This window comes from Saccharopolyspora halophila (assembly GCF_039531955.1).
Classification (GTDB): Bacteria; Actinomycetota; Actinomycetes; order Mycobacteriales; family Pseudonocardiaceae; genus Saccharopolyspora; species Saccharopolyspora halophila.
The window spans coordinates 22,081-45,787 of sequence record NZ_BAAARA010000019.1; the positions used below are offsets into that span (position 1 = coordinate 22,081).

The window sequence follows — 23,707 nt, forward strand, 5'->3', positions numbered from 1 at the left end:
AAGTTGATGCCGTGAATGGCACGCGCGTCGGTACGACTACCTGAAGGAGTTCGAAGACAAGGCCCGACCTGCATGAATCTCTGACGGCTTTCGACGACATGATCGGAACGTGAACCGGCTGGCGTCCCGCGCCTCAGCGACTTGAGGAATGGCGTCCTTGATGAGGAAGAGCACGCGGTTCTTCAGGGCCCAGACCATCGCACAGCGTCTTGACCGCCTTTTCGGCACGGTCGCGAGTGATGAGGGCCGACGAGAATCACGCCGGCCCCCGGGAACTCACGTCAGATCCGCGATGCAAGGGGCACACCTGCCCCTCGGTGTCGTCGGCGAAACTTGCACAACTGTTCCCAGCACATGGCGGGCTGTCCCGACCATGCCGAGGACACCGCAGCTGTACTGGACGCAGACGCGTGACTCGCACCGGCGACTTCGGCGAGACCGAATGAAGCGCGAAGAATCGTGGAAGGAGAAAAGTACTCATCATCCGCGACGGCCACAACGTCTACCCCGCCGGGATAGAAGACGTCTGCACGTCAGCAGTGCCGATCCGGCGACTCAGCCGATTACGCCGCGCACGACGTACGGCAGCGTTCCGCCGTGCTCCAGGTAGGACACCTCGTTGCGGGTGTCCAGCCGCAGCTCGAGCTCGATGCGCTCGGTGCTGCCGTCGGCCCTTCGCAGGTCGAGGTGTACGGGGTTGGTGCCGACGCCCAGGTCGTCGAGTCCGGAGAGATCCAGTTCCTCGCGACCGGTGAGTTCGAGCGCCGCCGTCGTCAGCCGGTCGGGCAGGCGCAGCGGCAGGACTCCCATGCCGATGAGGTTCGAGCGGTGGATGCGTTCGAAGCTCTCGGCAATGACCGCCCGCACGCCCAGCAGCGCCTGCGCCTTGGCGGCCCAGTCCCGGCTGGAACCGGCGCCGTAGTTTCGCCCGGCGACCACGACCAGTGGGATGCCCGCGTCCTGGTAGGTCGCAGCGGCTTCGTGGACCGGCAGCACGCACGAACCGTCGGCGGTGCGGGCCAGCGCCCCGCGCTGCTCGCCGTCGATGAGCTCGTTGCGCAGGGTCGGGTTGGTGAACGCCCCGCGCAACATCACCTCGTGGTTGCTGCGCCTGGTCGAGTACTGGTTGAGGTCGGCCGATTCGACGCCGCGTTCGCGCAAGTAGACACCCGCAGCGCTGTCCCGCGGGATAGCTCCGGCCGGGGAGATGTGGTCGGTGGTGACGTCGTCGCCCAGCCGCAGCAGCACCCGCGCGCCGGTGATGCCCGACGGCTTCTCGGGCGCCGCGGACAGGCCGACCAGGTAGGTCGGGCGGCGGATGTAGGTCGACTCCGGGTCCCACTCGAAGCGCACTCCCCCACTGACCGGTAGCTCCTGCCAGTGCTCGGTGCCGTGGCGCAGGTTGGCGGTGTTGCGGTCGAACATCTCGGGCGACACCGATTCGGCCACCACTCGGGCGACTTCGTCGTCGCTCGGCCAGACCTCGCTCAGCAGAACCGGTTCGCCGTCAGCACCGCGTCCCAGCGGGGCGTCGAAGTCGTGGAGGACGGTGCCGGCCAGCGCGTAGGCGACGACCAGCGGAGGCGACGCCAAATACCCCAGCGAGATCTGCGGGTTGATGCGACCGCCGAAGTTGCGGTTGCCCGACACCACCGCAGCGGGCTCGAAGCCGCGCTCGACGAGTTCCGCGATACCCGGGTGCAGCGCCCCGGAATTGCCGATGCAGGTCATGCAGCCGAATCCGGCGATGTCAAACCCGATGGCGCTCAGCGGTTCCAGCAAGCCTGCCCGCTCCAGGTATTCGGCGACCACGCGAGAGCCGGGCGAAAGCGACGTCTTCACCCACGGTTTGACGTCGAGCCCGCGCTCCACCGCGCGTCGTGCGAGCAGCCCGGCGCACACCATGAGGTCGGGGTTGGCGGTGTTCGTGCAGCTCGTGATCGAAGCGAGCGCAACCGCACCCGCGGGCACGGGTTCGCCGAACGCGTCGGACTCAGCGGGCCCACCATCCGACTCTGCCAGGAACGACTCCGGAACCCCGGACAGCGGTACGCGCTGGTGCGGCAACCGCGGTCCGGCCAGACTCGGTTCGACAGCGCTCAGATCGAGCACGAGCACGTCGTCGTAGCGCGGTTCCGGCGCCGTGTCGTCGCGGTAGAGCCCTTGCGCACGCAGATAGGCCGCGACGAGCTGGCGGTGCTGCTCGGATCGTGCCGTCAGCTCCAGATAGCGCGTGGTCTCGTCGTCGAAGGGGAAGAATGCGCAGGTGGCTCCGTACTCGGGTGCCATGTTCGACACCGCGGCGCGGGCCGCCCAGCTCAGGGCGCCGACCCCGGGGCCGGTGAACTCGACGAACTTGTCCACAACGCCGTGCGCGCGCAGCGCCTCGGTGATGGTGAGCGCCAGATCGGTCGCCGTCACACCGCTGCGCAACCGGCCCTCCAGCCGGACGCCGAGCACCTCGGGGAACCGGATCACGACCGGCTCGCCGAGCATCGCCGCCTGCGCCTGCAATCCGCCGACGCCCCAACCGAGCACGCCGAGCGCGTTGATCATCGGCGTGTGGCTGTCGGTGGCCACCAGCACGTCTGGGTGCAGCACGCCGTCGTCGTCCCAGACCACGTTCGCCAGCGACTCCATGTTGACCTGGTGGATGATCCCGGTGGACGGGGGCACCACCCGGAAGTTGGGCAGGCTCGCCTGGGCCCACTTGATGAACTCGTAGCGCTCCCGGTTGCGCCGGAAGTCGATGCGCAGGTTGTTCTCCAGCGCCTGCGGGGTCCCGTACTCCTCGACGATCACCGAGTGATCGACGGTGAGGTCCACCGGGATCGACGGCCCGACAGCCGCGGGATCCCCGCCTAGCTCGGCCACGGCGTCGCGCATTCCCGCGAAGTCGGCCAGCGCGGGCAAGCACGTCGTGTCGTGCAGCATGATCCGGTTCGGGTGGACCGGGATCTCGCAAGCAGCTCCCCCGCGCACATGCCGGAGCGCGGCGGGCAGCTCCTCTGGCGCTCTCCGAGCCACGTTCTCCAGCAGGATCCGCGTGACGTACGGGAGCACACCCAGCTCGCCCGGCGGCAGCAGCCCGGCAAGCGGCACGTACCAGTATTCCCGCCCGCCAACGGTGAGTTCAGCCGCCGCTACCTGGGATGACGTGAAATCCATGAGCTGTTTGTCCCTTCCCGCACTTCTGCACACGAGGCATACGCGCCCGTCTCCGCAAGCCGTTGACGCGCACCCGCGTCAACCATATTGTATCTCTTCGCGAAGTAGGACAATCTGAGAAGGAGCGCACATGCCGATCAACGACGATCGTTGTCACCGACACCCCACAAGACGGCTGGCGGAGGCCCACCGATGACCGCCCGCGCCGTGCTCACGCGCGCATGCGCCGCCGTGGCCGGCCTCGCGCTGATCGGCGCCGGTGTCGGCGAGGCCTACGAGGCGGCCCGACCGAGCGCGGGCGTGCGGGACAAGCTGCGCATCATCGCCCCGGCAGCGCCAGGCGGCGGCTGGGACACCACGGCCCGCGAACTGCAGAACGCAGCCGAGACCAACCAGCTGACCGGCACCAGCGAAGTGCTCAACATCGAAGGAGCCGGCGGAACCATCGGGCTGGCGCGCGTGGTCAATCAGCCCGGGGACACCAACACGCTGATGCTCACGGGCACCACCATGCTCGGCGCCGTCGAGATCAACGGTTCACCAGCGAAGGTGCGCGACACCACGCCCATCGCCAAGATCACCGAGGACTTCGACGCCATCGTCGTTCCCGCGGATTCCCCACTGCGCACGATCGCCGACCTGATGCGCATCTGGCGATCGGATCCGGGGGCGCTCGCGGTGGGCGGGGGCTCGATCGGCAGCCTCGACCACCTGCTCGCGGGCTCCCTCGCCGGTGCTGCCGGTGTCGGCCCGACCGGGCTCAACTACATCGCGCACTCGGGCGGCGGTGAGATGGTCGCCTCGCTGCTGGGAGGCCACCTCGACGTCGGTTTCGCCAACACCAACGAGATCAGCGATCAGGTCGAAACGGGTGAGCTGCGCGCCCTGGCGGTCGCCGCTCCCGAGCGCTCGGAGGACCTTCCCGGCGCGCCGACGCTGCGCGAGCGGGGAATCGACATCTCCATGTCGAACTGGCGCGGACTGGTAGCCGCACCCGGGCTGGCGGCCGAACGCAAGCGGCAGATGCAGGAATACGTGGCGGACCTGGTGAAAACACCGCAGTGGCAAGACGCCCTGGCCAACAACAACTGGTTGGACGCCTTCCAGACCGGGTCCGAGTTCGAGCGCTTCCTGCGCGACGACACCGAGAACATCCGCCGCATCACCACGAGATTGGGACTGTCATGACCTCGAACTCATCAACGGCGAGGCGCGGTGTCGAGCACTGGGTGCTGCCCGCCCTGGTCATCGCAGTCGGCTGTCTGCTGGTCGTCGGCGGGTTCCGGTTACCGCTACCCCTCAACGTCGGGTATCTCGGCCCGCAGTGGTTCCCGATCGGCGTTGGAACCGCCCTCATCGTTCTCGGCGGCTCGCTGCCGTTCCAACGCGAGGCCGAAGCGGAACCCGGTTCCGGCGAGCCCGAGGATGACTGGCGCGCGTTCGGAACCGTCGTGACGACGCTCGTGGCCCACGTCGTGCTGTTGACCCTGGTGGGCTGGATCCCTGCCGGGATCGCGCTGTTCTGGGGCGTTGCGCGAGCGCTCGGCGGCAGGCGCGGCCTGTTCGACCTCGGGGTGGCCGCGGTGGTCTCCTGCACGGTCCAGTTCGCCTTCTCCGCCGGGCTGGGCATCGCCCTGCCGGTCGGAGCGCTGCTGGAGGTGGGCTGATGGAGGCTTGGGACCTGCTCCTGTCCGGGTTCGCCGACGCGCTGACCCCGTTGAACCTGCTGCTGTGCCTTGTCGGCGTCGTCCTGGGCACCGCGGTCGGAGTCCTGCCCGGCCTCGGCAGCTCGATGGCGGTGGCGATGCTGGTGCCGCTGACGTTCAAGCTCGAGCCCACCGGGGCGTTCATCATGCTGGCCGGGGTCTACTTCGGGGGCCAGTTCGGCGGATCCACCACCGCGATCCTGCTCAACACCCCGGGGCAGTCGTCGTCGATGGCCACCGCCTTCGAGGGCTTCCTCATGGCCCGCAACGGCCGGGCACCGCAGGCGCTGGCGGCCGCGGCGATCGGATCCTTCGTCGGCGGCAGTATCGCCTGCGTCGCCGTGGTGCTCTTCGCGCCGTTCCTGGTCGATTTCGCGTTGCGGTTCGGCCCGGCCGAGTACTTCGCGCTGGCCGTGTTCGCGTTCGTGGCCACCGCCGCCGTGGTCGCCGACTCGGCGGTGCGGGGGCTGATCGCGCTCGGTCTCGGCCTCGCCCTGGGCGTGGTCGGGATCGACCAGCAAACCGGCGTCGACCGCTACACCTTGGGCTGGGACGCCCTGCTGGACGGCATCAGCGTGGTCGTGGTGACCGTCGGCATGCTCGCCGTCGGCGAGGTGCTGCACGTCGCCGCGCGCGCCCGCGGTTCCCGCAGACTGCAGGACGTCGAATCGGGCAAGCCGTGGCTGGGCCTCCCGGACCTGCGCAGCGCTCTGCTTCCGTGGTTGCGGGGCACCGGCATCGGCTTGCCCTTCGGCGCGATCCCTGCAGGCGGTTCGGAGATCCCGACGTTCCTCTCGCTCGGACTGGAGCGCAGGTTGGCCGCGCGGCGCGGCGGTTCCCGGTTCGGCAAGGGCGCCATCGAAGGAGTTGCCGCCCCGGAGGCGGCGAACAACTCGACCACCGCGGTCTCGCTCGTGCCGCTGCTCGGGCTTGGCCTGCCCACCTCGGCTACCACGGCGGTGATGCTCGGCGCCTTCCAGCAGTACGGGATGCAACCCGGGCCGCTGCTGTTCGCCGACGAGGGCGAGCTGGTGTGGGCGCTGCTGGCGAGCCTGTTCATCGGCAACGTGCTGCTGCTGGTGCTCAACCTGCCGTTCGCGCCCTTATGGGCGAAGCTGCTGCGGATCCCGCAGCACTACCTGTACGCGGCCATCGCGGTCTTCGCCACGCTCGGCGCCTACGCCGCGAAATTGGCGATCTCCGACGTGGTCCTGGTCTACGCGGTCGGCCTGTTGAGCTTCCTGCTGCGGCGAAACGGGGTGCCGCTGGCACCGGTTCTGATCGGCGTGATCCTCGGTCCGCTCGCCGAGCGCGAGCTGCGCCGCGCCATGGCGCTCGGCCAAGGCGACCCGGGCGTGCTGCTGGGCAGTCCGATCGCGGTCGCCCTCTACGCGGTCCTCGCGGTGGCGGTGGTGGTCGCCCTGCTGCTGCGGCGGCGGGCCCGCGCGTGACGATGCTGGCCGCGCCGCCGTCCGCTCGCGCACCAGCGGCGCGGCTAGCATGTCCGAAGCGGACGACACAGCGAGGAGACGATGGCCCCGACGATCGCGATGCAGGTTGTCCACCTGCTGAGGTGTTCCGAGCTCGACCGCGGCGCGCACGTGCGCGAGCAGTGGGTGGCCGACTCGCTGGGCATCTCCCGCTCGCCGGTGCGCAAAGCGCTCGCCTACCTCGCCGAGCTGGGCCTGCTCGAGCGCGAGCCCAACCGCGGCTACTTCCTGGCGCGTGCAGCTGGCGAGTTCCGGCGCGTCGAGCTCTCCGGAGTTGACGACGTCGAGGAGGGTGCCTATTTCAGCATCGGCGACGACCACCTGACCGGGCGGTTGGCAGCGGACTTCACGACCGCGGAGATCTGCCGGGGCTACGGGCTCACCACCCGGCAGGCCGAGCGCGTGCTCGCCAGGATGGAACGCGAGGACCTCGTCCGGCGACGGCCCGGGCGGGGATGGCAGTTCGAGCAGGTGCTGACCACCGCCGAGGCTCACGATCAGAGCTATCGGTTCCGCATGATCGTCGAACCCGCCGCGCTGCTGGAACCGGGCTTCACCATCGACGAGGACGCCTTTGCCGTGCACCGCAAGCAGCAGGAACAACTGCTGCGCGGCGACGCGCTCCTGCTCCCCCGCGGCGAGCTCTTCCGCGTCAACGCCGAGTTCCACGAAATGGTCGTCAGCTGCGCCGGCAACGCCTACCTGCTCGAATCACTCCGCCGCGTCAACCGCATCCGCCGACTCGTCGAGTACCGCCACCAGGCCGAACGCCAACGCATCGTCCACCAGGCAGAGGAACACCTCCGACTGCTCGACCTGCTCGAATCCGGCGACCTCTCCGCGGCCTCGGAGTTCCTGCACACACACCTCGACGCCGTCCGCGTCCGCAAAACACGCCCGCGCACCCAGCACTGACACCGCGGCCACATAGAACGTCGTTAGTGCTCCGATGCGCAAGTACCCCAGGAGGCCGCGGCGATGATCGTTCCGAGGTGTCGCCATGACCTCCTGGCCACCGACCCAAGTTCTCGTCGAGGTGACTCGCAGCATTCTGCTATGTCGACCGGGTTCGGTGGTGCGGTGGACGCGGATGCGCAGGGTGATGAGGTGAACTGTGACCGGATCGACGTCGCAGATCGGTAGGTACTGGAGCCCCCCGGGGAAGGGGTGGATGTGCCGGGTCCCCTCCGCGGTGACCCCGCCGGCCTCGCCGGTGGCGATCATGGTGGGCCATTCAAGACCAACAGTCGGGCACCTCGGGGTCTGCCACGTCCAGGATCTGCACCTGCGCTTGCACATATCGGCTGAGAGCGCGAGGTGCGGAAACCACCGCGTGCACGAGCAAGCCGTGCTGCGTTGCTGGGGGCCGCGATCACTGACGGCTCCTCGGTGGCCGTCGGCGCCAACACGTCAGCGCTATTGATCGTGAAGTTGGTCGCCACCCCAGCGGAACCCCAGCACGCCGATCACTTGGCAACGATCGCTCGCCGCTCGGCCGGGGACTCGTCCCGGAATCCCGGAAGCCTGCTCTGTGTGGTCACATGAACCTCTCATGTCACGCTGCGCCATCCAGTGCCGGTGGCGCGAAGCCCTGCAGCCCGGTCGGCAACGGATGAGGAGGCCCTCCGGCGGCCCCACGAACTCGGGCTCACACCCAAACGCGCCCGGCCCTACCGGCCCCGAACCAACGGCAAAATCGAACGATCCCACCGCACCCTGGCCGATGGCTGGGCCTACGCCCGCCTCTACGAATCAACCCAGCAGCGCAACGCCGCCCTGCCAGCCTGGATGCACTTCTACAATCACCGCCGCCCCGCTCCGCCATCGGAGGCACACCACCAGTCACCCGATTGACCAACCTCTCCGGGCACCACATTTAGAACTCGACGTCCGGCACCGGAGCTTGCATCAGAGACTCCCCTCAGCGGTGGCACGGCAGCCCGAGCATGCTGATCACTCGATCAACGTCAGGGCCGACAACCGAAAACGTCCTCATCCCAATCGACCTGCAGCGGGTCCTCCGAGAGGTCGTGCGGGAGCTCGTCCCGCACGACCATCTCGCTCATGCGCGTGCGGGTTCCGGCTTAGGAGCGATGCGTTCGGTTTCGGGCTTCAGCGTGAGAGCGACCAGGGCGGAGACGAGGCAGCCGATGGTCAGGTATGCGGCGACCCAGTACCAGGTTCCTCCGCCGAGGAGGACCAGCGTTGTGGCGATAGCCGGGGTGAACCCACCGCCGATCGCGGCTGCGACCTGGTAGCCGAGGCCGGCGCCGCTGTAGCGGTATTCCGCGCCGAACAGTTCGGTGAGCAGGGGCTGCTGCACGCTGACGATCATGTCGTGGGCGAGATTGACGACCACGACCGAGGCGACGACCAGCAGCACCTTCGAGCCCGACTGCATGGACAGGAAGTAGGGCACCGCGCCCAGCACACCGATCACCGCGCCGGCGATGAAGACGGGCTTGCGGCCATAGCGGTCGGACAGCCAAGCGAACAGCGGAATCGTCACGATGCCGATGCCGCCGACCATCAGCGCGACCGACAGCATGAAGCCCGAGCTGAAGCCGAACTGTTTGGTGGCGTAGGCCAGCGCGAAGGTCGTGACGATGTACATCGTCAGCAGCTCGCCGAGCCGCAATCCGATGATCTGGAAGAACGCCGTCGGGTGACGGCGCAGTGCCTCGAGGATCGGCAGCTTGCTGCGCTTGGACGCCGACTGAGGAACTTCCTGCTTGAACACGCGGCTTTCCGGTACACCGGAACGGATCCATAGCGCGATGGCCACGAACACGACGCTGAGCAGGAAGGGAACCCGCCAGCCCCACGACTGGAACGCCGCCGGACTGGTGACCGCTTGCATCAGACCCGCGGTGCCGGTGGCCAACAGCAGGCCGACCGAGTAACCGACCTGCACCCCGCTGCTGAAGAGCGCTTTGAGCCTGGGAGGTGCGTTCTCAACGGCCATCAGGGCTGCACCACCCCATTCACCACCGACCGCGAAGCCCTGGATCGCGCGCAGCACGACCAGCAGCACCGGCGCCCACCAGCCAATGCTGGCGTGCGTAGGCAGCAGACCGATCAACGCCGTGGACAGGCCCATGATCGACACCGTCCACACCAGCATCGTCTTGCGCCCGATCTTGTCGCCGAAGTGACCGAAGAACAGCCCTCCCAGAGGGCGGAAGATGAAGCCGACGCCAAAGGTGGCGAACGCGGCCAAGGTCCCGGCCATGGGGCTGATCTCGGGGAAGAACGCGCTGTCGAACACGACTGCGGCGACGATTCCGTAGAGCAGGAAGTCGTACCATTCCACGACCGCTCCGACGAAGCTCCCGGCTGCCGATCGCGCGGGCTTGGCTCCTTCTGACTGTGTGAGCGCATCCGCCATTGGACACCTCCGTGTGCGCTTTGCGCACGTTCGTGCGCTGATTGCACGCTATCGTGAGGCCGGGTTCGTGCGGGGTCAACCCCTCAGCCCATCTCAGCCACGAAACCGCCCTCAGGTGGCGTCGGTACTCCCAGTACTCCGGTCGGAGACACCATGCCGATGACGAACTGTGAACGAACAAGGCGCGTACGCCACCCTTGAGCGGCCTCACGGCGACGGCTATGGTCGCTATGCGCACAATTGCGCGTATAGCGCACAGGAGGTTGTTGTGAAGGCTGCAGCGCTGATTGCACCGGAGACGATCGAGATCATCGACATTCCCGAGCCGCACTGCGGACCGGACGAGGTCCTCGTCCGCGTGACCGCGGTGGGTTTGTGCGGCACGGATAGCGCCGTGGTCCGCGGGAGCAGGCCCGTGCCGAACATGCCGTGGGTACTCGGACATGAGGGAGTCGGTGAGATCGTCGCTGTCGGCTCCCGGACAGTGGATCGCGAGGTCGGTCAGCAGGTGGCTATCGAACCGAACTACTGCTGCTTCACCTGCGAGGCATGCGGCGACGGCTTCACGTCCGGGTGCCCCTCGCGCGACGCCGTCGGGTTGACCAGCCCCGGACTCCTGGCCGAATACGTTGCTGTTCCGGCCATATTCACCCACCCGGCCGCCGACCACGTGAACATCTGCGATCTCGTGTGCGTGGAGCCGTTGACCGTGGCCCGCGCAGCCGTGCGTCGATCCGGAGTGCGCAGCGGACAACGCTGCCTCGTGGTCGGAACCGGCTCACAAGGCTTGTTCGTGTGCCAGTCACTGCTCGCAGAAGGCATCACTCCGCACGTGCGCGAGCCACACACCGGCCGCAGGGAGTTGGCTCTCGTGTTGGGTGCCGTGCCCGCTACCGACGGCGAGCCGTTCGACCACATCTTTGAGACCTCAGGAGCAACCGGAGCCCTGGAGACCGCACTCGGCACTCTGGTCCCAGGCGGTAAAGCGACGCTGGTCGGCATGAACGCTGGGCCGCTGGACATCTCCACGCATGCGGTGGTGTCCCGCCAGCTCTCGCTCAGCGGATCACTGATCTACGACCACCCGCACGACTTCGCCGACACGATCGCAGCCCTGGAGAAGAAATCGGTCGAACCGCACAGGGTCCTGCAAGCCCGCTACCCACTGGAAGCCGCAGCCGAGGCGTTCGCCGCCGTAGTCGACACTCCTGGCAAGTGCTGGATCAGCCTTAACGATCCGGCTGGCCAGTAGTATCGCGCTGCCCCACCCCGGCGATGAGATCAGCCTCGATGAGCTTCGCGGTGCGCAAGACCACCGGGATGTACTCGCGCTCGACCAACGCCGGGGTGGTGCGATCGGCATGCACCGAGACGTTCGCCGCTGCGACAACGCGACCGGCGCGGTCGCGCACCGGCACCGCCGCGCCGCGCAATCCCTCCTCCAACTCCGAGTCCACCAAGGCCCACCCCTGCTCACGCACCCGCGCGATCTCCGCTCGCAAGGCCGCGACATCTCGGACGGTGCGCTCGGTGCGACGCGGCAACTGCAACCGCTCGAGCCGCGCCTCCAACTCGACCTCAGGCAACCCCGCCAGCAACACGCGCCCCATCGAAGTGGCGTACGCGTCGAACCGCGTACCAATATTGATCTTCACCGCGGCCAGCCGCCGGCTCGGCACCAGAGCCAGGTAGACGACCTCGTCCCCATCGAGCTCGGCCAGCGCAGCTGTCTCGTTGAGCTCGCCTGCCAAGGCCTGCAAGTGCGGATGCGCGAGCTCGGGCAGGCTCATCGCCGACAGGTAGGCGTAGCCGAACTCGAGCACACGCGGTGTCAGCGAGAACGAGTTCCCGTCCACCGCGACGTAGCCGAGATCGACCAGGGTCAGCAACAACCGGCGAGTCGTCGCCCGGTCCAAGCCCGTCTCCCGCGCGACATCGGAGAGCGACTGCGCACGACGCTCAGCCGTGAACGTCCGCAGCACCGACAACGCCCGCGCCACCGACTGCACGAAGTAACCGCTGCCCGCACGACCGCCCGAGTCCCCCGCCACGAATCTCCCTCCACGTCAACCGCGTGCGTATAGCGCACACTGTAACTCCTCTACGCGAACGACCACCGCGGACATTGGCACTCTTGGTCACAATTCGTCCACGGGCTCGTCGCCGGCATGGGCATTGGCGCGGGTGTCGGTCAGCAGCAGGTTGGCGCGGCACTGGCATTGATGCTCAGCGTGTTCCAGGGCATCCCGTCGGGTCCGTGCGGGATTACCACATTCAGCCCATGACGGGCCAGCGCCCCCAGCATGCCGCCACACGAAATGGAGACCAGCACGGCCGCAGGGTGCTCAGGCAACTCGCGCCGCTGTTTGAACACACCACGGTCGACATCGGCATCCACGCGTCGGACAGAAAACTCGAACGACATCCGCACGCCCCTACCAGTAGGCATCGATCACTGGTAGGGACCGTTGGCAGCCGAGCTGCGGTTCTCCTGCCACATCATTGGCAGGACGGCGGGCCTCACCGCCGTCGCCGCCACATCATAGCGGGCACCTGGGACGGACTCCTGCGCTCGGACTGCTATGGGGACGTGAAGTTCCAAGGTTTGACCTGCCGAGGCGGCCACCTCACAGTGATCGACTTCAGCAGGGCAGTGTTGCACATCACTCACCATACTTTTTATGTCCTAGGACATTTAGCGTCGTTCGGGTGGCGTGGAGAGAGCGTACTGAGGCGATCGGCGGGTCCAGTGCTGCGGAGATCGTGGAGTCGATCCGCGGGTTGATCGATTCCGGCAGCCTGTCGGAGGGCACGGCCCTGCCGCCGATCCGCGGGCTCGCTGCTGTGTTGGGGGTCAATCGCAACACGGTTGCGGCGGCCTATGCGCAGCTGGCTTCGGCGGGTCTGGTTGAGACGCGGCGTCGTGGTGGGACCGTCGTGCTCGGTCTGCCCTCGTTGGACGGTGAGGGGCGCAACGCGGAGAGTGGGCTGGTCAACTTGGCCGATGGGAACCCAGCCGTTGACCTGCTGCCCGATCCACGAGCCGCCTTCGGGCCCGGGTACGTGCCGGCGGTCTACGGGCATCCTCCGGTCAGCGAGCGCCTGGCGGAGTGGGCCGACTCCGAGATGGCTCCTGACGTCGGGTCCGGTCCGCGCGGGCTCGTGCTCGCTCACGGCGCGGTTGATGCGGTGGAGCGTCTGCTCAGCACGCATCTGACCCGCGGTGATGCGGTGGCCCTCGAAGATCCGTGCTTTCTGTCGAGCGTCGGCACGATGCGTCTGAATGGCTACCGGAGCGTGCCGGTGGCCGTCGACGCGTGATCACCTCCGCGGTCTCACTCGGACACGACGAGACCTTGATCGTGCACGTCGCCCCCGGCACACGCGGCGGCGACGAACACTACCCCGAACCGTTCCAGCGCTACGGACACCTGCGGCTCGCGGTCGGGCTGGAAGAACCCGACGACCTCATCGCCGACATCCGCACAGCGCTCGACACCGCACTGCCGGCCTGACCCTCGGGAGGACCCATGTTCACCGGACTCAGCGCGTTCCCGCTCACCCCCGTCACCGACCACGGCATCGACGAGGAGTCCTTCGCCGGCCTCGTCCAGCGGCTCGCCGCGGCGCGCGTCGACTCGATCACCGCGCTCGGCTCCACCGGTTCGTACCCCTACCTCGACCGAGCGGAGCGAGCGCGCGCGGCGCGGCTGGCCGTCGAGCACGCCGCGGCCACCCCGGTGATCGTCGGCATCGGCGCGCTGCGCACCCGCGACGTCCTCGAACTCGCCCAGGACGCACAGGACGCGGGCGCATCCGGCGTGCTGCTCGCACCGGTGTCCTACCAAGCGCTGACCGCGGACGAGGTGTTCGGACTCTACGCCGACGTCACCGCTGAGCTGTCGGTCCCGCTGGTGGTCTACGACAACCCCGGCACCACCCACTTCACCTTCACCGACGACCTCTACACCCGCATCGCCGAGCTGCCCAACGTCGCCTCGGTCAAGATCCCAGGAGTGCCGGCGGACCCCGGCGCGGCCGCGGAACGCGTCTCCGCGCTCCGCGCCCTGCTGCCCGCGTCGGTGACGATCGGCGTCAGCGGGGATCCGCTCGCCGCCACCGGTCTCAACGCCGGCTGCCACGCCTGGTACTCGGTCGTGGCCGGAACCCTGCCCGAACCCGCGCTGGCGATCACCCGGGCGGCCAGCACCGGTGATGCGACCGCCGCCACCGCGGAATCAGAACGGCTGCAACCGCTCTGGGAACTGTTCGCCCGCCACGGCAGCCTCCGCGTGGTCTCCGCGATCGCCGAAACCCTCGGCCTCCTCGGCCACCCCAACCTGACCCGCCCACTGCGCGGCCTGCCCGACCACGATCGCGCCGCGGTAACCCACGTCGTCCAACAACTCGAACTGCACTGACAATCTCAACTCCGGGAGGCAAGTGTCCGACGACCGTCGAGAACACCGCCCGCCCCTCGCGGCTGCAACCCTTGCCCGCGCATCCGACGGCGGCGTGGTCGTGGCCATCGTCCTGCTGGTCACGACCAGCGAAGACCTTGGGCGCTGGCCGGCGCACAGCGCCTGCATCACCGCACCGCGTCTGCTCGGCCCCTTCGTCGCCCGCATTCTCGATACAGCAGGAGACGGACGTCGCGTGATCGCGCTGGCAAGCCTGGTCCATAGCGCCTCGCTCGCCCCCGCGGTCTGCTCCACCCGTCACGCCTCCGGTCGTGCCCCCGGTGTTGCTCATCGCCTCTGGCCCACCCGGCCCGATGCTGGTCGGATGCTGATCGGAGGCGTCAGCAGCCGACTGCGCGTCATCGCAGTGACACGTTCTGCGCACTGCGCTTCTCCAACATCGCGCACGGATCGGCGCGCTCGGCTCCCTGCGCGCCCTCGAACCGCATCTGCCCGGATGGTTGACCCGACTACTGCAGGGTTCTGTCAAGTCACCGGCTTATCCGCTGGACTCGCGGTCGTCCGCCCGTTAGCCTTCTCGCTGCCCGGCTGATGCGCTTGCGGTCGGGTCCAGCCAATCGCCCTCGTGTCCTTCGGGTTCGCCGGTCGGATGCGGGGCGATTTCTGTGCGGCGCCCGGCCTGCGGGAGGGGCTCAAGCCGAGCGCCGCCAGGGGAGACATCTGACGTCGGTAAACCGTAAGTGATCGACCGACCTCGGTTCGCACCACTTTTCCGATAAGAAAACCTTGACGTAGCTACCGCAGAGTCCAATCATATACGTCACACGGCTCGCTGAACTGCGATAACAGCGACACGGGCGCCTGGTGAGCCGTCGGGGGCTCCCCAGGCATGGGGGACGGGCGGGCAACCTCGGGTTTGCCCGCCCGCCACGAACACGCGCGGGGAGGTCGCTGATGCATCACGACGACACGTACTGGTCGAGTCCAGCACCCCCAGCTATGGGCGTACGCATCTCGCGCCGTCGTTTCGGAGCAACCGTGCAGTGCATCGCGACTTCGTCTGCCTACCGGCGCGGAGGCCAGCCGTCTCGCTGAGCTACAGGTCTTCAGCTCGACCAGTCCTGCCACCGTTGCCAGCGCCGCATGGTCGCCGCCTCCGAAGGCTACTCGGCACGGGTCGGCGTAGCCGGGTGTTGCTCTTCGTCGTCGGGCAGGTGGATGTCGTTGACCGCGATGTTGACCTCGACCACCTCCAAGCCGGTCATGCGCTCCACCGCGGTGATGAGGTTTCGGCGTACCGCTTGCGCGAGATCCACCAGTGCGGCGCCGTACTCCACCACGATCACCAGATTGATGGCCGCCTGCTTCTCGCAGACCTCCACGGCCACCCCGGAGGTCTGCGCGGCACTCGCGCCGGGAATCCGCTCCCGGATCGCGCCGAACGCGCGATCCATGCCGCCGCCGATGGCATAAAGCCCCGAGATTTCTTCGGTGGCGATACGCGCGATCTGCTGCACCACCGTCGCAGCGATCGTGGTCCGCCCCTTGGACCCTTCCTCCGTCTGTGTGGCCTCCCCGCCACGGCGGGCAGTCTCGGCCCCACCAGCAGCAGTGGTTGACCAACCGGACTCATTGCTTTCGGTTCCTGTGCTCCGCGTCCCCTCACTACCGGTCGACACCCACACCCCAATTAGAGGCGCGGCACTCCCCGTGTGCAGCCGCCTGCCACTCGAATGAGTGACGGGCGGCGGCTCAGCCGGGACTGCCGCATGGGCCGAAGGGGCCGAACACGCTCGAAAGCACGTGCGATGCCACATGCGTAAACGTGCAAACCGCGGAGACCACAGGCCCTAGCTCGAGCTTCTGCGGCCGGAAAAGTTCGGCCGGAAGCCCTGCTCGCCGAAGACGATTCACTTAAATGGCAAACAGGCACTCCATGATCGAGAACGCGCCAGCTGTAGCCCGACCCCGCGACGGGCCGCCACGGTATCTATGGCAATGTCCTCGGCTCGCACGGCGGACAGCGGCGGGTCCGGGCCGTCATCCTACTGATCACAACCCGGGCGGAGCCCCGCGCACCACACCTGCTCGGATCCTTCATCGCCCGCAGCCTCGGCATAGCACGAGATGGACACCGCGTGATCGCGCTGGCTCGCGTGCTCCAAGGCGCCATGCTCGCAGTGGCAGAACTGCCCTACCTCCCCATGGCGCACAGACCAGAGGACACAGAATGGCTGCCTCTCAGGGAAGATCCAAAAGCCACGGACCAGAAGCATTGGCAGCCGGGACTAACGCCCCTCCCCCGTCAGGTGGCCGTTGGGCATACTGCAATTCGAAACTGGGAGGGCCACATGGAATCACAGGATGCCCTGTTCTTGCACATCCGCCGCATGAAGGCTCTGCACGATACTCATCTTGGTGCTAGCACCGGCGAGGCCCGCGCACTCGTGAGATCTGGTCTGCGTCTCGCTATCCACGATGCCGAACAGTTGCTGGAGCGGATCAAAGAAGAGCAAGCGCTCACTGACGCGGACCGCGACCGCTGGCTAGCAGGCCGATCCGGCTAGCACACGCAGACTACGAGCCGCGCCGGCACGTGGAGACTCAGGAAGTTTGCGGACTCAGATACAGCTGAGCAGGCGGACAGCCTCCCTCGAGGCGGGCGTCACCAGCGTTACTCGCAGGCCACGGCGTCGGGCCCATGTGAAACCGGGACGCCCCTACAGGGCTTTACCCTTGTGCGCGGGTTAGGAGTGGGTCGCATTCGACTCACCCCCCCCCCCGGTCGTTTTGGGCTGGTTTCTTGAGCAGGTGATCTTGCGGTCGGCCTGTTGTCAGCGGGACTGCACCGGCGACCTCTGCGAGGACGTCTGCGAGCTGGATCAAGCTCGCCCGCGCCTCGTCGAGGTCTGCTCTGAAGTCCTCGATGTGTTCCAGGCATTTTCGTGCGAGATGGGATCAGCGCCTTCAGGGCATTGGGATTCCCAGGAGCGCAAGCGGGATGCCAGCGGGTAAGCAGGGGTCTCAGGGTGCCGTTGAGCACCGCGATGGCCAAGGTCCCGAAGTTCACCTCCCCTGATGCGCGGCGCGAAGCGATCGCCGGCCCGTACTTGCGGAGGATTTTCGCGGGTGCTGCCGAGCAGGGTGTAGAGGCTGCTCAGTGCCTCTCTCGCCGAGCCTTCACCGCGATCGAGTTCCACCACGGAGATCCGGGTGACGAGCTCGACGTAGAGCTCCCAGGCTGCTTCGCTCTCGGCATGCTGCGGTTCCCAGGTGCCGCTGAACTCACCGACGAAGGGGAGTTCGATCTTGACGCACGACGAGAAAGAACAACGCGGCGGCTACAAGGTCCAGAACGAACTCACCAGCCGTATCGCAACCCGTGAGCTACCCGCAACTCAAGGATCCCTCCGCGAAGCACTCACCTCCCTGTATCACCTGCTTCTCGTCACCCGGCAAACGCGCGGCGAGATCCACCCTGCGGCAGCACGCGCTTCCACTCCCACACGCCCGGCTTCGGAACCGTTACTGACCGACTCATCAACGACGTCCTCCGGCCGTTCCTCACCTACTGGCACCCCAAACTCACCGACCACGAATCCCAGCGCCCAACCGATGTCAGCCCATCGCCCACGAACAAACCTGGCAACACCACGACGAACTGCGCGCACACCTGCGCAAGATCCGCAACGGCTCGATCGACATCACCAACGAACTCGCAACGATCAGCGGCAACACCACCGGCCTCCCACAGTGACAATCCTCGCGACAACCGCGAGGGCTATTGAAGGGCGGTGAAAGTGGGCGGTCCCGATACGCCGAGCACACTCGGCGGGAGAGCGTGCCGCCGACGGACTCATTAGCAATGAACAGCAGGAACTGATGGCCGAGCTAGCTGTTCCGGACGCTGCTGGGCAACCACGTCGACGGACCCGCGAGCGGGACAATCGACGTGGTTGCGATCCTGGCCACCCTGTTCGGCACCACGACCTCGCTCAGGCTGGTCGGGGGGCGGGTGTGGTGACTCCGATGCAGGGTGGAAGTAGATAACCTGGATGGCTGTCATTCACCCTCGGGATCGGGCTGTTGCTGTGCGCCAACATCGCCTCCGCAGCCGAGCTGACCGCCGTCTCCATCGCCGTCGCCGCCTGCCCACCCCTGGCGCTGCTGCTCTCGGTCGAACTCCTCAACCAAGCACTCGAGCGACGCCGGGAGAACACGGCAAGCGGCACCGGTGACGAGTCGAACGAGTACACGTCACCAGAGCAGCACCCACCGAACTCGGACGAAACGGAAAAGAGCTTCCGCTTCAGTCACCTTCGGACGGCAAGAACCGGGTCGTCAGGGCTCATCAATCTGCCGTGGACCCCGGCACCGAAAGCTCGCCGGTCAGGTATTGCGAGCGGCCGTATCCGAAAGACCAGTCCTCCGGCCCGTTCTCCACGTAGCCGATGAAGACGTCCTCCCCTGCGATGCCGAGACCGCCGAGCTCCTCGGCGATGGTGGAGTAGAGATCTCGCTTGTCCTGCGCCGTGCGGCCGCGCTGCGTGAATATCTGGATGACGACAACGTCGGCGCTGCGCTCGAAGCCTAGACCTGCGTCCTCGGCGATGATGTGCCCGAAGCTCCTCTCGGTGATCACCTGGAAGCGGTCGCGCTCGGGGATCCCGAATTCGGCCACGATGGCCCGGTGGATGGCATCCGCGATCCGGCGCAGCCGGTCGGGATCGTGGCCTTCGATCACGTCGATCCGGACTAGCGGCATGAGGCCTCCGAACTCTCCAAGAACGCACTTTGTTCTGACATACCAGATTCGGTCCGCCACGGGCGGCCCCGCTCGCGCGCCCGGCGCGGACGCGCGAGCGGGGCGGTTCGCGGCACTCGCGGCGATTCGCGGCGTCGCCTGCAGATTGGGGACCCGAGCCCCGGTCGAACCCGCGGAGCAACCCACACCGAGCGCTCAGCCGCCTGCGTAGAAGTCCGGCCGTTCCGCCAGTTCCACTTCGGTCCGCTCGCCGCTGACCTGCGCGTGCACCCCGGCCTCGCACGCCGCGGCAGCGGCGTAGCCGTCCCACACGTCTGCGGCCGCGCTGTCCACCTCGCCCTGGTGGGCGGCATCGGCCCAGCGCTGGAACTCGTGGTCGAACGCAGCACCGAAGCGTTCGCGGAAGTCGGCGGTGACCACGCCGCTCCACTGTCCGCTCCGGTGGATGACCGGCCCGCTGTCACCACCGACCAGCGCGGTGCCCTGCTCCCCCACCGCTTCGCAGCGCACCTGGTACCCGAAACCGCAGTTGACGAAGATCTCCACGTCGACCACCGCACCGCGCGCGGTCTCGATGGTCACGATCTGCGGGTCCAACAAACCCGCGGGGGCCGCCGAGCTCGACCGCGGCGCGCGCACCGTCACGGCCGAGATCTCGCTGTCGAGCAGCCAGCGCGCGGTGTCGAACTCGTGGACCACCGAGTCGTAGATCATCATCTCGCTGGTGAAACCCGGTGGTGTGGCGGCGTTGCGGTGCACGCAGTGCAGCATCAGCGGTGCGCCCAAGTCACCGGTGTCCAGCAGCCGCTTGAGCTCGGCGTACTCGACGTCGAATCGGCGCATGAACCCGACCTGCACCAGGCGCTTGCCCCGCGCCTCCTCGGCCTCGACCACGCGCAGCGAGGACTTCGCGTCCGGCGTCAGCGGCTTCTCGCACAACACCGGCACGTCATTGTCGATCGCGGCCAGCAGGAGCGGCTCGTGCACCTCACCTGGCGAGGCGATCACCAGGGCGTCCACCCCGGAGTCACCGATGATCTCGAACGGGTCGGCCACCGCCCGGGCAGCGGTGCCGTCGGCGACCTGTTTCGCCCGGTCCAGGTCGGGGTCGGCGACCGCCGCCAGGCGCACGCCGCTGATCCGCTGGTCGAGGCGCAGCGCGTGGTCCGCGCCCATCCGGCCGGCACCGATCAGGCCGACCCGGAGTTCCTTGTGCTCCACGGAAAATCCTTCCTAGCTGTTAGGGCTTGAGCTCTTCGGTGATCCGATCGAGCATGAACTTCGAGGACTCCACGGCCCGGTCCTCCCAGGCGAACACGCAGGCGGTGACGATGCCGTCGAAACCCGTCTCGCGCAGCGTGCCGAACAGCGCGTCCCAGTCCACCTCGCCCTGGCCGATGTCCAGGTGCTGGTGGATGCGGGCGGGCGTGCCGGGCGGGTTGAGGATGTAGCGGAGTCCGGACGAAGCCTTGTGGTCGAACGTGTCGGCGATGTGCACGTGGGCCAGCTTGTCCCCGGCGTACTGCAGCATTGCGGGGATGTCCGCGCCGGCCTCCTCCCCGGAGAGGTGGAACGTGTGCGGCGCGCAGTACAGGTAGTTCACCCACGGCTTGTTGATCGCCCGGACGAGATCGACCGCTGGGGTGTTGACCTCGCAGAAGTCGTCCGGGTGTGCCTCCAGGTTCAGCGCGATGCCCTCGCGCTCGAACACCGGCAGCAGCTCCTCCATCGACCGCCAGAACGCCGCCTCGCTCTCGGCGGGGCGCTCTGGTCGGCCGTTGAACTCGGAGTTCATCTGGGTGCAGCCGAGCTCGGCGGTGACCTCGATCATCCGCTTCCAGTACCGCACCGCGGCCTGCCGCTCGGTCTCGTCCGGACCCGACCAGCGGTACAGCGGCAGCACGCTGGCCAGCCGCACCCCGGTCTCCTCCAGCGCGGACTTGAGCTCGGCGACCCGGTCGTCGTCCGCCCGGGGGTGGAGGAAGAACGGCATGAAGTCGTCGCGCGGGGACAACTCGATGTACTCGTAGCCGATGTCGGCGACCGTGCGCACCATCTCCCGGATCGGGAGCGTGCGGAACATGTGCGGATCAATTGCGATCTTCATGAGATTCGGTCCTCAGTGGATGGTCGAAACGATCAGGAGTACCGGACGCGGAGCTCGGTCTCCAGGTTTTCCAGGGATTTGCCCCTGGTTTCCGGCACGAACTTGGCCACGAACGCGATCGCCAGCACACCGACCGCGACGAAGACCAGGAAGGTGTTGGCCAGACCCAGCGAGGCCTCCAGGATCGGGAAGCTCAGGCCCACGGCGAAGTTCGTCGCCCACAGGACGAGGCTGGCCAGACCGAAGGCGAAACCGCGCATCTTCAACGGGAATATCTCCGAGAGCATCAGCCAGGTCACAGGTGAGGTCGCGCCCTGCTGGAACGCCAGGAAGGTCACCGTCAGCGCGAGCACCAGCACGCCTCGGGCGAGTCCTTCTGGCACGGTCATCGACACCAGAGCCACCAGCAGCAGCGCCGAGGCGGTGCCGATCTGGCCGGCCAGCAGCATGGGTCTGCGGTTGACCCTGCCCAGCAGGTAGATCCCGACGAAGGTGGCCAGCACCGAGATCACGCCGTTGGCGATGTTGGCGACGATGGCGCCGTTGGCGGAGAAACCGGAGGTCTTCAGGATCTGCGTGCCGTAGTACATGATCGTGTTGACGCCGCTGATCTGCTGCACGACGGCGATGCCGAAGCCCACCAGCAGCAATCGGCGGATCCACGGCACCTTCAGATCAGCCCAGCCGCCGGACTGCTGGCGCTGGTCCTCCTCGGCCAGCCGCTGCACCTCGTCGAGCTCCGACTCGGCGCGCTGGGCGGTGCGCACCTGCCGCAGCACCTCCAGCGCCTCGCCGAGCCGCCCGCGAGAGGCCAGCCAGCGCGGGCTCTCCGGCATGACCAGCATGCCGAACCACAGCACCACCGCGGGCAACGAGGCGATGACCAGCATGTAGCGCCAGACGTGCGCGGAGTCGCCGAGCGCCCCCGCGATCGCGGCGTTGAAGGTGAACGCCGCCAGCTGGCCGCTGACGATCATCAGCTCGTTCTGGGTGACCAGCCTGCCCCGCCTCTCGGCAGGCGAGACCTCGGCGAGGTATGTCGGCACCGTCACCGAGGCGCCGCCGACGGCCAGGCCGAGCACGAAGCGGGCGCCGACCATGAACGCCGCGCTGGGGGCGAAGGTGCAGCCCAGCGCGCCGACGAGGAAGATCCCCGCGAGCCAGAGGATGGTGCGCCGCCGGCCGCGCGCGTCGGCCAGCCTGCCGCCCGCGAACGCGCCGATCGCGGCGCCGAACAGCAGGGAGCTGGTGACCAGCCCTTCGGTCAGGGGCGTGAGGCCCAGGTCGGTCTGCATGTACGGCAGGGCGCCGTTGATGACGCCGGTGTCGTAGCCGAACAGCAGACCGCCGAAGGTCGACACGATGGTGATTACCCGCAGACGGCGGTTGTGCGCCCCGGATCTGGGTTCGGCGGCGGGAGCGGGCACTTCACTGTGCACTTCGGACATCGGAACGGTCTCCTTCGTTGGAGCGCCCGCGCGCTGGCGGGCGTGGCGCTGATCCCCAGGGGTGGTGGGTCACCGGTCCTGCGGGCGGCGCGTTCCGCTCAGACCGCGCTCGGCGAGGTACTCGCGCGTGCGCACCGCGATGGGCAGCGGCACATCGGGCGCGCAGGGGTAGAGGTCGTGCTCCACGATCACGAACAGTTCGGCGTCCAGAGCGGACAGCTCACGAACGATGTCGACCGGATTGGGCACACCGGCGGGCGGTTCGACGCACACGCCGCGCTTGACGGCCTCGCCGAAGGACAGCTGCTCGGCCGAGACCTGCGCGAGCACGTCGGCGTCCATCTGCTTGATGTGCACGTAGCCCATGCGCTCGGCGAAGCGGCGGATCAGGTCGACGTTGTCGCCGCCGCCGTAGGCCACGTGCCCGGTGTCCAAGCACAGGTTGGCGTAGCGGGAGTCGGATTCGTTGAGGAACCGCTCGATCTCCGGTTGCGTCTGGATGTGGCTGTCGGCGTGCGGGTGCAGGCACAGCCGGACGTCGTAGTCCTCCAGCAGGATCTTGCCCAGCTCGTTGGCCGCGCCACCCAGCCCGCGCCACTGCTCGGCGGTGAGCTCCGGTGGCTCGCTGAACTCGCCGGTCTTCTCGTCTCGGTACATCGGCGGGATGAACACCAGGTGGTGCGCGCCGACCGCCGCGGTCAGCTCGGCGACCTTGCGGACCTCGGTGACCATCCGCTCCCACTCCTCCGGGCGGTGCAACGCGCCGAAGGTGGTTCCGCCGGAGACCTGCAGGCCGCGCGAGCCGACTTCGTCGGCCAGCCGTTGCGGGTCGAGCGGCAGGTATCCGGGCGGGCCCAGCTCAAGCCAGCGGTAGCCGGCCTCGACCAGCTCGTCGAGGAAGCGGGTGTAGGGGACCTGGTGCTCGTCCTCCGGGAACCACACGCCCCAGGAATCCGGCGCTGAGCCCAGGCAGAGATTGCCCGCCACGGTCCGGGGGGTGGCATCGGACGTCGTCGTCATCGAATCCTCCTGCGGTTTCGGCCTGCCGATCACGGCGGCCCACCGGTACGTCTCGATCGCCGGCGGCGGCGAGAGGTTTACTGGTAAGCGCGACTAGCGCGCTCTAGTCCCGAACACTATGTTGGGCGTCACATGAATATGTCAAGACGTTCTACCAAACTTATCCGCAGCACCGATGAGGCAGGATCAACAGG

General features: G+C 67.7%; 22 protein-coding genes and 1 pseudogene. 12 read left to right on the forward strand and 11 right to left on the reverse strand.

The features are described from left to right. Positions 1 to 555: 555 nt before the first annotated feature. Complete coding sequence (gene acnA / locus ABD289_RS20300; RefSeq protein ID WP_344135217.1) at positions 556 to 3,168, reverse strand: aconitate hydratase AcnA; 2,613 nt, start codon at positions 3,166 to 3,168, stop codon at positions 556 to 558. Positions 3,169 to 3,360: 192 nt separating this feature from the next. On the opposite strand from acnA, the gene ABD289_RS20305 reads away from it, so the two are divergent. From ABD289_RS20305 to ABD289_RS20320, 4 genes are all read left to right on the forward strand, one after another. Further along, positions 3,361 to 4,356 (forward strand): Bug family tripartite tricarboxylate transporter substrate binding protein, encoded by a 996-nt coding sequence (locus ABD289_RS20305; RefSeq protein ID WP_344135220.1) that lies wholly within the window; start codon positions 3,361 to 3,363, stop codon positions 4,354 to 4,356. Next, positions 4,353 to 4,835 carry a tripartite tricarboxylate transporter TctB family protein gene (locus tag ABD289_RS20310; RefSeq protein ID WP_344135223.1) on the forward strand — a complete coding sequence of 161 codons (483 nt, stop codon included), beginning with the start codon at positions 4,353 to 4,355 and terminating at the stop codon, positions 4,833 to 4,835. The genes ABD289_RS20305 and ABD289_RS20310 overlap by 4 nt, the downstream gene beginning before the upstream one ends. Further along, positions 4,835 to 6,325, forward strand: a complete 1,491-nt coding sequence (locus ABD289_RS20315; RefSeq protein ID WP_344135226.1) for a tripartite tricarboxylate transporter permease — start codon at positions 4,835 to 4,837, stop codon at positions 6,323 to 6,325. The genes ABD289_RS20310 and ABD289_RS20315 overlap by 1 nt, the downstream gene beginning before the upstream one ends. 81 nt (positions 6,326 to 6,406) lie before the next feature. Further along, positions 6,407 to 7,279, forward strand: coding sequence for a GntR family transcriptional regulator (locus ABD289_RS20320; RefSeq protein WP_344135229.1), 873 nt, complete (start codon positions 6,407 to 6,409; stop codon positions 7,277 to 7,279). Between the two features lie 305 nt (positions 7,280 to 7,584). Here ABD289_RS20320 and ABD289_RS20325 read toward each other — a convergent pair whose 3' ends face one another. Further along, positions 7,585 to 7,806, reverse strand: a complete 222-nt coding sequence (locus ABD289_RS20325) for a hypothetical protein (protein WP_344135232.1) — start codon at positions 7,804 to 7,806, stop codon at positions 7,585 to 7,587. Positions 7,807 to 8,002: 196 nt separating this feature from the next. On the opposite strand from ABD289_RS20325, the pseudogene ABD289_RS20330 reads away from it, so the two are divergent. Further along, positions 8,003 to 8,244 (forward strand): annotated as a pseudogene (locus ABD289_RS20330) (integrase core domain-containing protein); the annotation flags it as partial. A gap of 182 nt (positions 8,245 to 8,426) precedes the next feature. Here ABD289_RS20330 and shiA read toward each other — a convergent pair. Beyond that, positions 8,427 to 9,752 carry a shikimate transporter gene (shiA, locus tag ABD289_RS20335; RefSeq protein WP_344135235.1) on the reverse strand — a complete coding sequence of 442 codons (1,326 nt, stop codon included), beginning with the start codon at positions 9,750 to 9,752 and terminating at the stop codon, positions 8,427 to 8,429. Between the two features lie 169 nt (positions 9,753 to 9,921). Here shiA and ABD289_RS20340 point away from each other — a divergent pair, with 169 nt between their 5' ends. Then, the gene (locus ABD289_RS20340; RefSeq protein WP_344135238.1) at positions 9,922 to 11,004 is read left to right on the forward strand and encodes a zinc-dependent alcohol dehydrogenase; all 1,083 of its coding nucleotides are present in this window, start codon (positions 9,922 to 9,924) and stop codon (positions 11,002 to 11,004) included. Here ABD289_RS20340 and ABD289_RS20345 read toward each other — a convergent pair. Continuing rightward, positions 10,982 to 11,803: an IclR family transcriptional regulator domain-containing protein gene (locus ABD289_RS20345; protein WP_344135241.1), complete on the reverse strand. Its 822-nt coding sequence runs from the start codon at positions 11,801 to 11,803 to the stop codon at positions 10,982 to 10,984. The genes ABD289_RS20340 and ABD289_RS20345 overlap by 23 nt on opposite strands. Positions 11,804 to 11,943: 140 nt before the next feature. Continuing rightward, on the reverse strand, positions 11,944 to 12,177 hold the full coding sequence (locus tag ABD289_RS20350) for a FluC/FEX family fluoride channel (RefSeq protein WP_344135244.1): 234 nt from the start codon (positions 12,175 to 12,177) through the stop codon (positions 11,944 to 11,946). Positions 12,178 to 12,461: 284 nt separating this feature from the next. Between ABD289_RS20350 and ABD289_RS20355 the strand changes: the two genes are divergently transcribed. The 3 genes from ABD289_RS20355 to ABD289_RS20365 are packed head-to-tail and all read left to right on the forward strand — an operon-like array spanning position 12,462 to position 14,173. Further along, positions 12,462 to 13,073, forward strand: coding sequence for a GntR family transcriptional regulator (locus tag ABD289_RS20355; RefSeq protein WP_344135247.1), 612 nt, complete (start codon positions 12,462 to 12,464; stop codon positions 13,071 to 13,073). A gap of 35 nt (positions 13,074 to 13,108) precedes the next feature. Beyond that, a complete protein-coding gene (locus ABD289_RS20360) occupies positions 13,109 to 13,267 on the forward strand; it encodes a hypothetical protein (protein WP_344135250.1) in 159 nt (52 codons plus the stop codon). Positions 13,268 to 13,282: 15 nt separating this feature from the next. After that, positions 13,283 to 14,173: a dihydrodipicolinate synthase family protein gene (locus ABD289_RS20365; RefSeq protein WP_344135253.1), complete on the forward strand. Its 891-nt coding sequence runs from the start codon at positions 13,283 to 13,285 to the stop codon at positions 14,171 to 14,173. Between the two features lie 1,163 nt (positions 14,174 to 15,336). Here the strand turns inward: ABD289_RS20365 and ABD289_RS20370 are convergent. Further along, positions 15,337 to 15,852, reverse strand: a complete 516-nt coding sequence (locus ABD289_RS20370) for an Asp23/Gls24 family envelope stress response protein (RefSeq protein ID WP_344135256.1) — start codon at positions 15,850 to 15,852, stop codon at positions 15,337 to 15,339. 672 nt (positions 15,853 to 16,524) lie between these two features. Here ABD289_RS20370 and ABD289_RS20375 point away from each other — a divergent pair. From ABD289_RS20375 to ABD289_RS20385, 3 genes are all read left to right on the forward strand, one after another. Next, positions 16,525 to 16,740: a hypothetical protein gene (locus tag ABD289_RS20375; RefSeq protein WP_344135259.1), complete on the forward strand. Its 216-nt coding sequence runs from the start codon at positions 16,525 to 16,527 to the stop codon at positions 16,738 to 16,740. A 468-nt stretch (positions 16,741 to 17,208) separates the two neighbouring features. After that, positions 17,209 to 17,559: a hypothetical protein gene (locus tag ABD289_RS20380; RefSeq protein WP_344135262.1), complete on the forward strand. Its 351-nt coding sequence runs from the start codon at positions 17,209 to 17,211 to the stop codon at positions 17,557 to 17,559. Positions 17,560 to 18,083: 524 nt separating this feature from the next. Next, positions 18,084 to 18,197: a hypothetical protein gene (locus ABD289_RS20385; RefSeq protein WP_425564752.1), complete on the forward strand. Its 114-nt coding sequence runs from the start codon at positions 18,084 to 18,086 to the stop codon at positions 18,195 to 18,197. A 327-nt stretch (positions 18,198 to 18,524) separates the two neighbouring features. On the opposite strand, the gene ABD289_RS20390 is transcribed toward ABD289_RS20385, so the two are convergent. From ABD289_RS20390 to ABD289_RS20410, 5 genes are all read right to left on the reverse strand, one after another. After that, the gene (locus ABD289_RS20390; protein ID WP_344135265.1) at positions 18,525 to 18,938 is read right to left on the reverse strand and encodes a tautomerase family protein; all 414 of its coding nucleotides are present in this window, start codon (positions 18,936 to 18,938) and stop codon (positions 18,525 to 18,527) included. 195 nt (positions 18,939 to 19,133) lie between these two features. Further along, positions 19,134 to 20,159, reverse strand: a complete 1,026-nt coding sequence (locus ABD289_RS20395; protein WP_344135268.1) for a Gfo/Idh/MocA family protein — start codon at positions 20,157 to 20,159, stop codon at positions 19,134 to 19,136. Between the two features lie 19 nt (positions 20,160 to 20,178). Beyond that, a complete protein-coding gene (locus ABD289_RS20400) occupies positions 20,179 to 21,045 on the reverse strand; it encodes a sugar phosphate isomerase/epimerase family protein (RefSeq protein WP_344135271.1) in 867 nt (288 codons plus the stop codon). A gap of 32 nt (positions 21,046 to 21,077) precedes the next feature. Further along, the gene (locus tag ABD289_RS20405) at positions 21,078 to 22,493 is read right to left on the reverse strand and encodes a sugar porter family MFS transporter (RefSeq protein ID WP_344135274.1); all 1,416 of its coding nucleotides are present in this window, start codon (positions 22,491 to 22,493) and stop codon (positions 21,078 to 21,080) included. Positions 22,494 to 22,562: 69 nt separating this feature from the next. Next, positions 22,563 to 23,513 carry a TIM barrel protein gene (locus ABD289_RS20410; RefSeq protein WP_344135277.1) on the reverse strand — a complete coding sequence of 317 codons (951 nt, stop codon included), beginning with the start codon at positions 23,511 to 23,513 and terminating at the stop codon, positions 22,563 to 22,565. Positions 23,514 to 23,707 lie beyond the last annotated feature (194 nt).

What these genes read in the sequence shown, in the direction of transcription:
- ABD289_RS20400 (WP_344135271.1), bottom strand. Translation starts at nt 21,045, where the DNA reads ATGAAGATCGCAATTGATCCGCACATGTTCCGCACGCTCCCGATCCGG.
- ABD289_RS20320 (WP_344135229.1), top strand. Translation starts at nt 6,407, where the DNA reads ATGGCCCCGACGATCGCGATGCAGGTTGTCCACCTGCTGAGGTGTTCC.
- ABD289_RS20305 (WP_344135220.1), top strand. Translation starts at nt 3,361, where the DNA reads ATGACCGCCCGCGCCGTGCTCACGCGCGCATGCGCCGCCGTGGCCGGC.
- ABD289_RS20375 (WP_344135259.1), top strand. Translation starts at nt 16,525, where the DNA reads ATGGAATCACAGGATGCCCTGTTCTTGCACATCCGCCGCATGAAGGCT.
- ABD289_RS20405 (WP_344135274.1), bottom strand. Translation starts at nt 22,493, where the DNA reads ATGTCCGAAGTGCACAGTGAAGTGCCCGCTCCCGCCGCCGAACCCAGA.
- ABD289_RS20390 (WP_344135265.1), bottom strand. Translation starts at nt 18,938, where the DNA reads ATGCCGCTAGTCCGGATCGACGTGATCGAAGGCCACGATCCCGACCGG.
- ABD289_RS20350 (WP_344135244.1), bottom strand. Translation starts at nt 12,177, where the DNA reads ATGTCGTTCGAGTTTTCTGTCCGACGCGTGGATGCCGATGTCGACCGT.
- ABD289_RS20310 (WP_344135223.1), top strand. Translation starts at nt 4,353, where the DNA reads ATGACCTCGAACTCATCAACGGCGAGGCGCGGTGTCGAGCACTGGGTG.
- shiA (WP_344135235.1), bottom strand. Translation starts at nt 9,752, where the DNA reads ATGGCGGATGCGCTCACACAGTCAGAAGGAGCCAAGCCCGCGCGATCG.
- ABD289_RS20315 (WP_344135226.1), top strand. Translation starts at nt 4,835, where the DNA reads ATGGAGGCTTGGGACCTGCTCCTGTCCGGGTTCGCCGACGCGCTGACC.
- ABD289_RS20410 (WP_344135277.1), bottom strand. Translation starts at nt 23,513, where the DNA reads ATGACGACGACGTCCGATGCCACCCCCCGGACCGTGGCGGGCAATCTC.
- acnA (WP_344135217.1), bottom strand. Translation starts at nt 3,168, where the DNA reads ATGGATTTCACGTCATCCCAGGTAGCGGCGGCTGAACTCACCGTTGGC.
- ABD289_RS20365 (WP_344135253.1), top strand. Translation starts at nt 13,283, where the DNA reads ATGTTCACCGGACTCAGCGCGTTCCCGCTCACCCCCGTCACCGACCAC.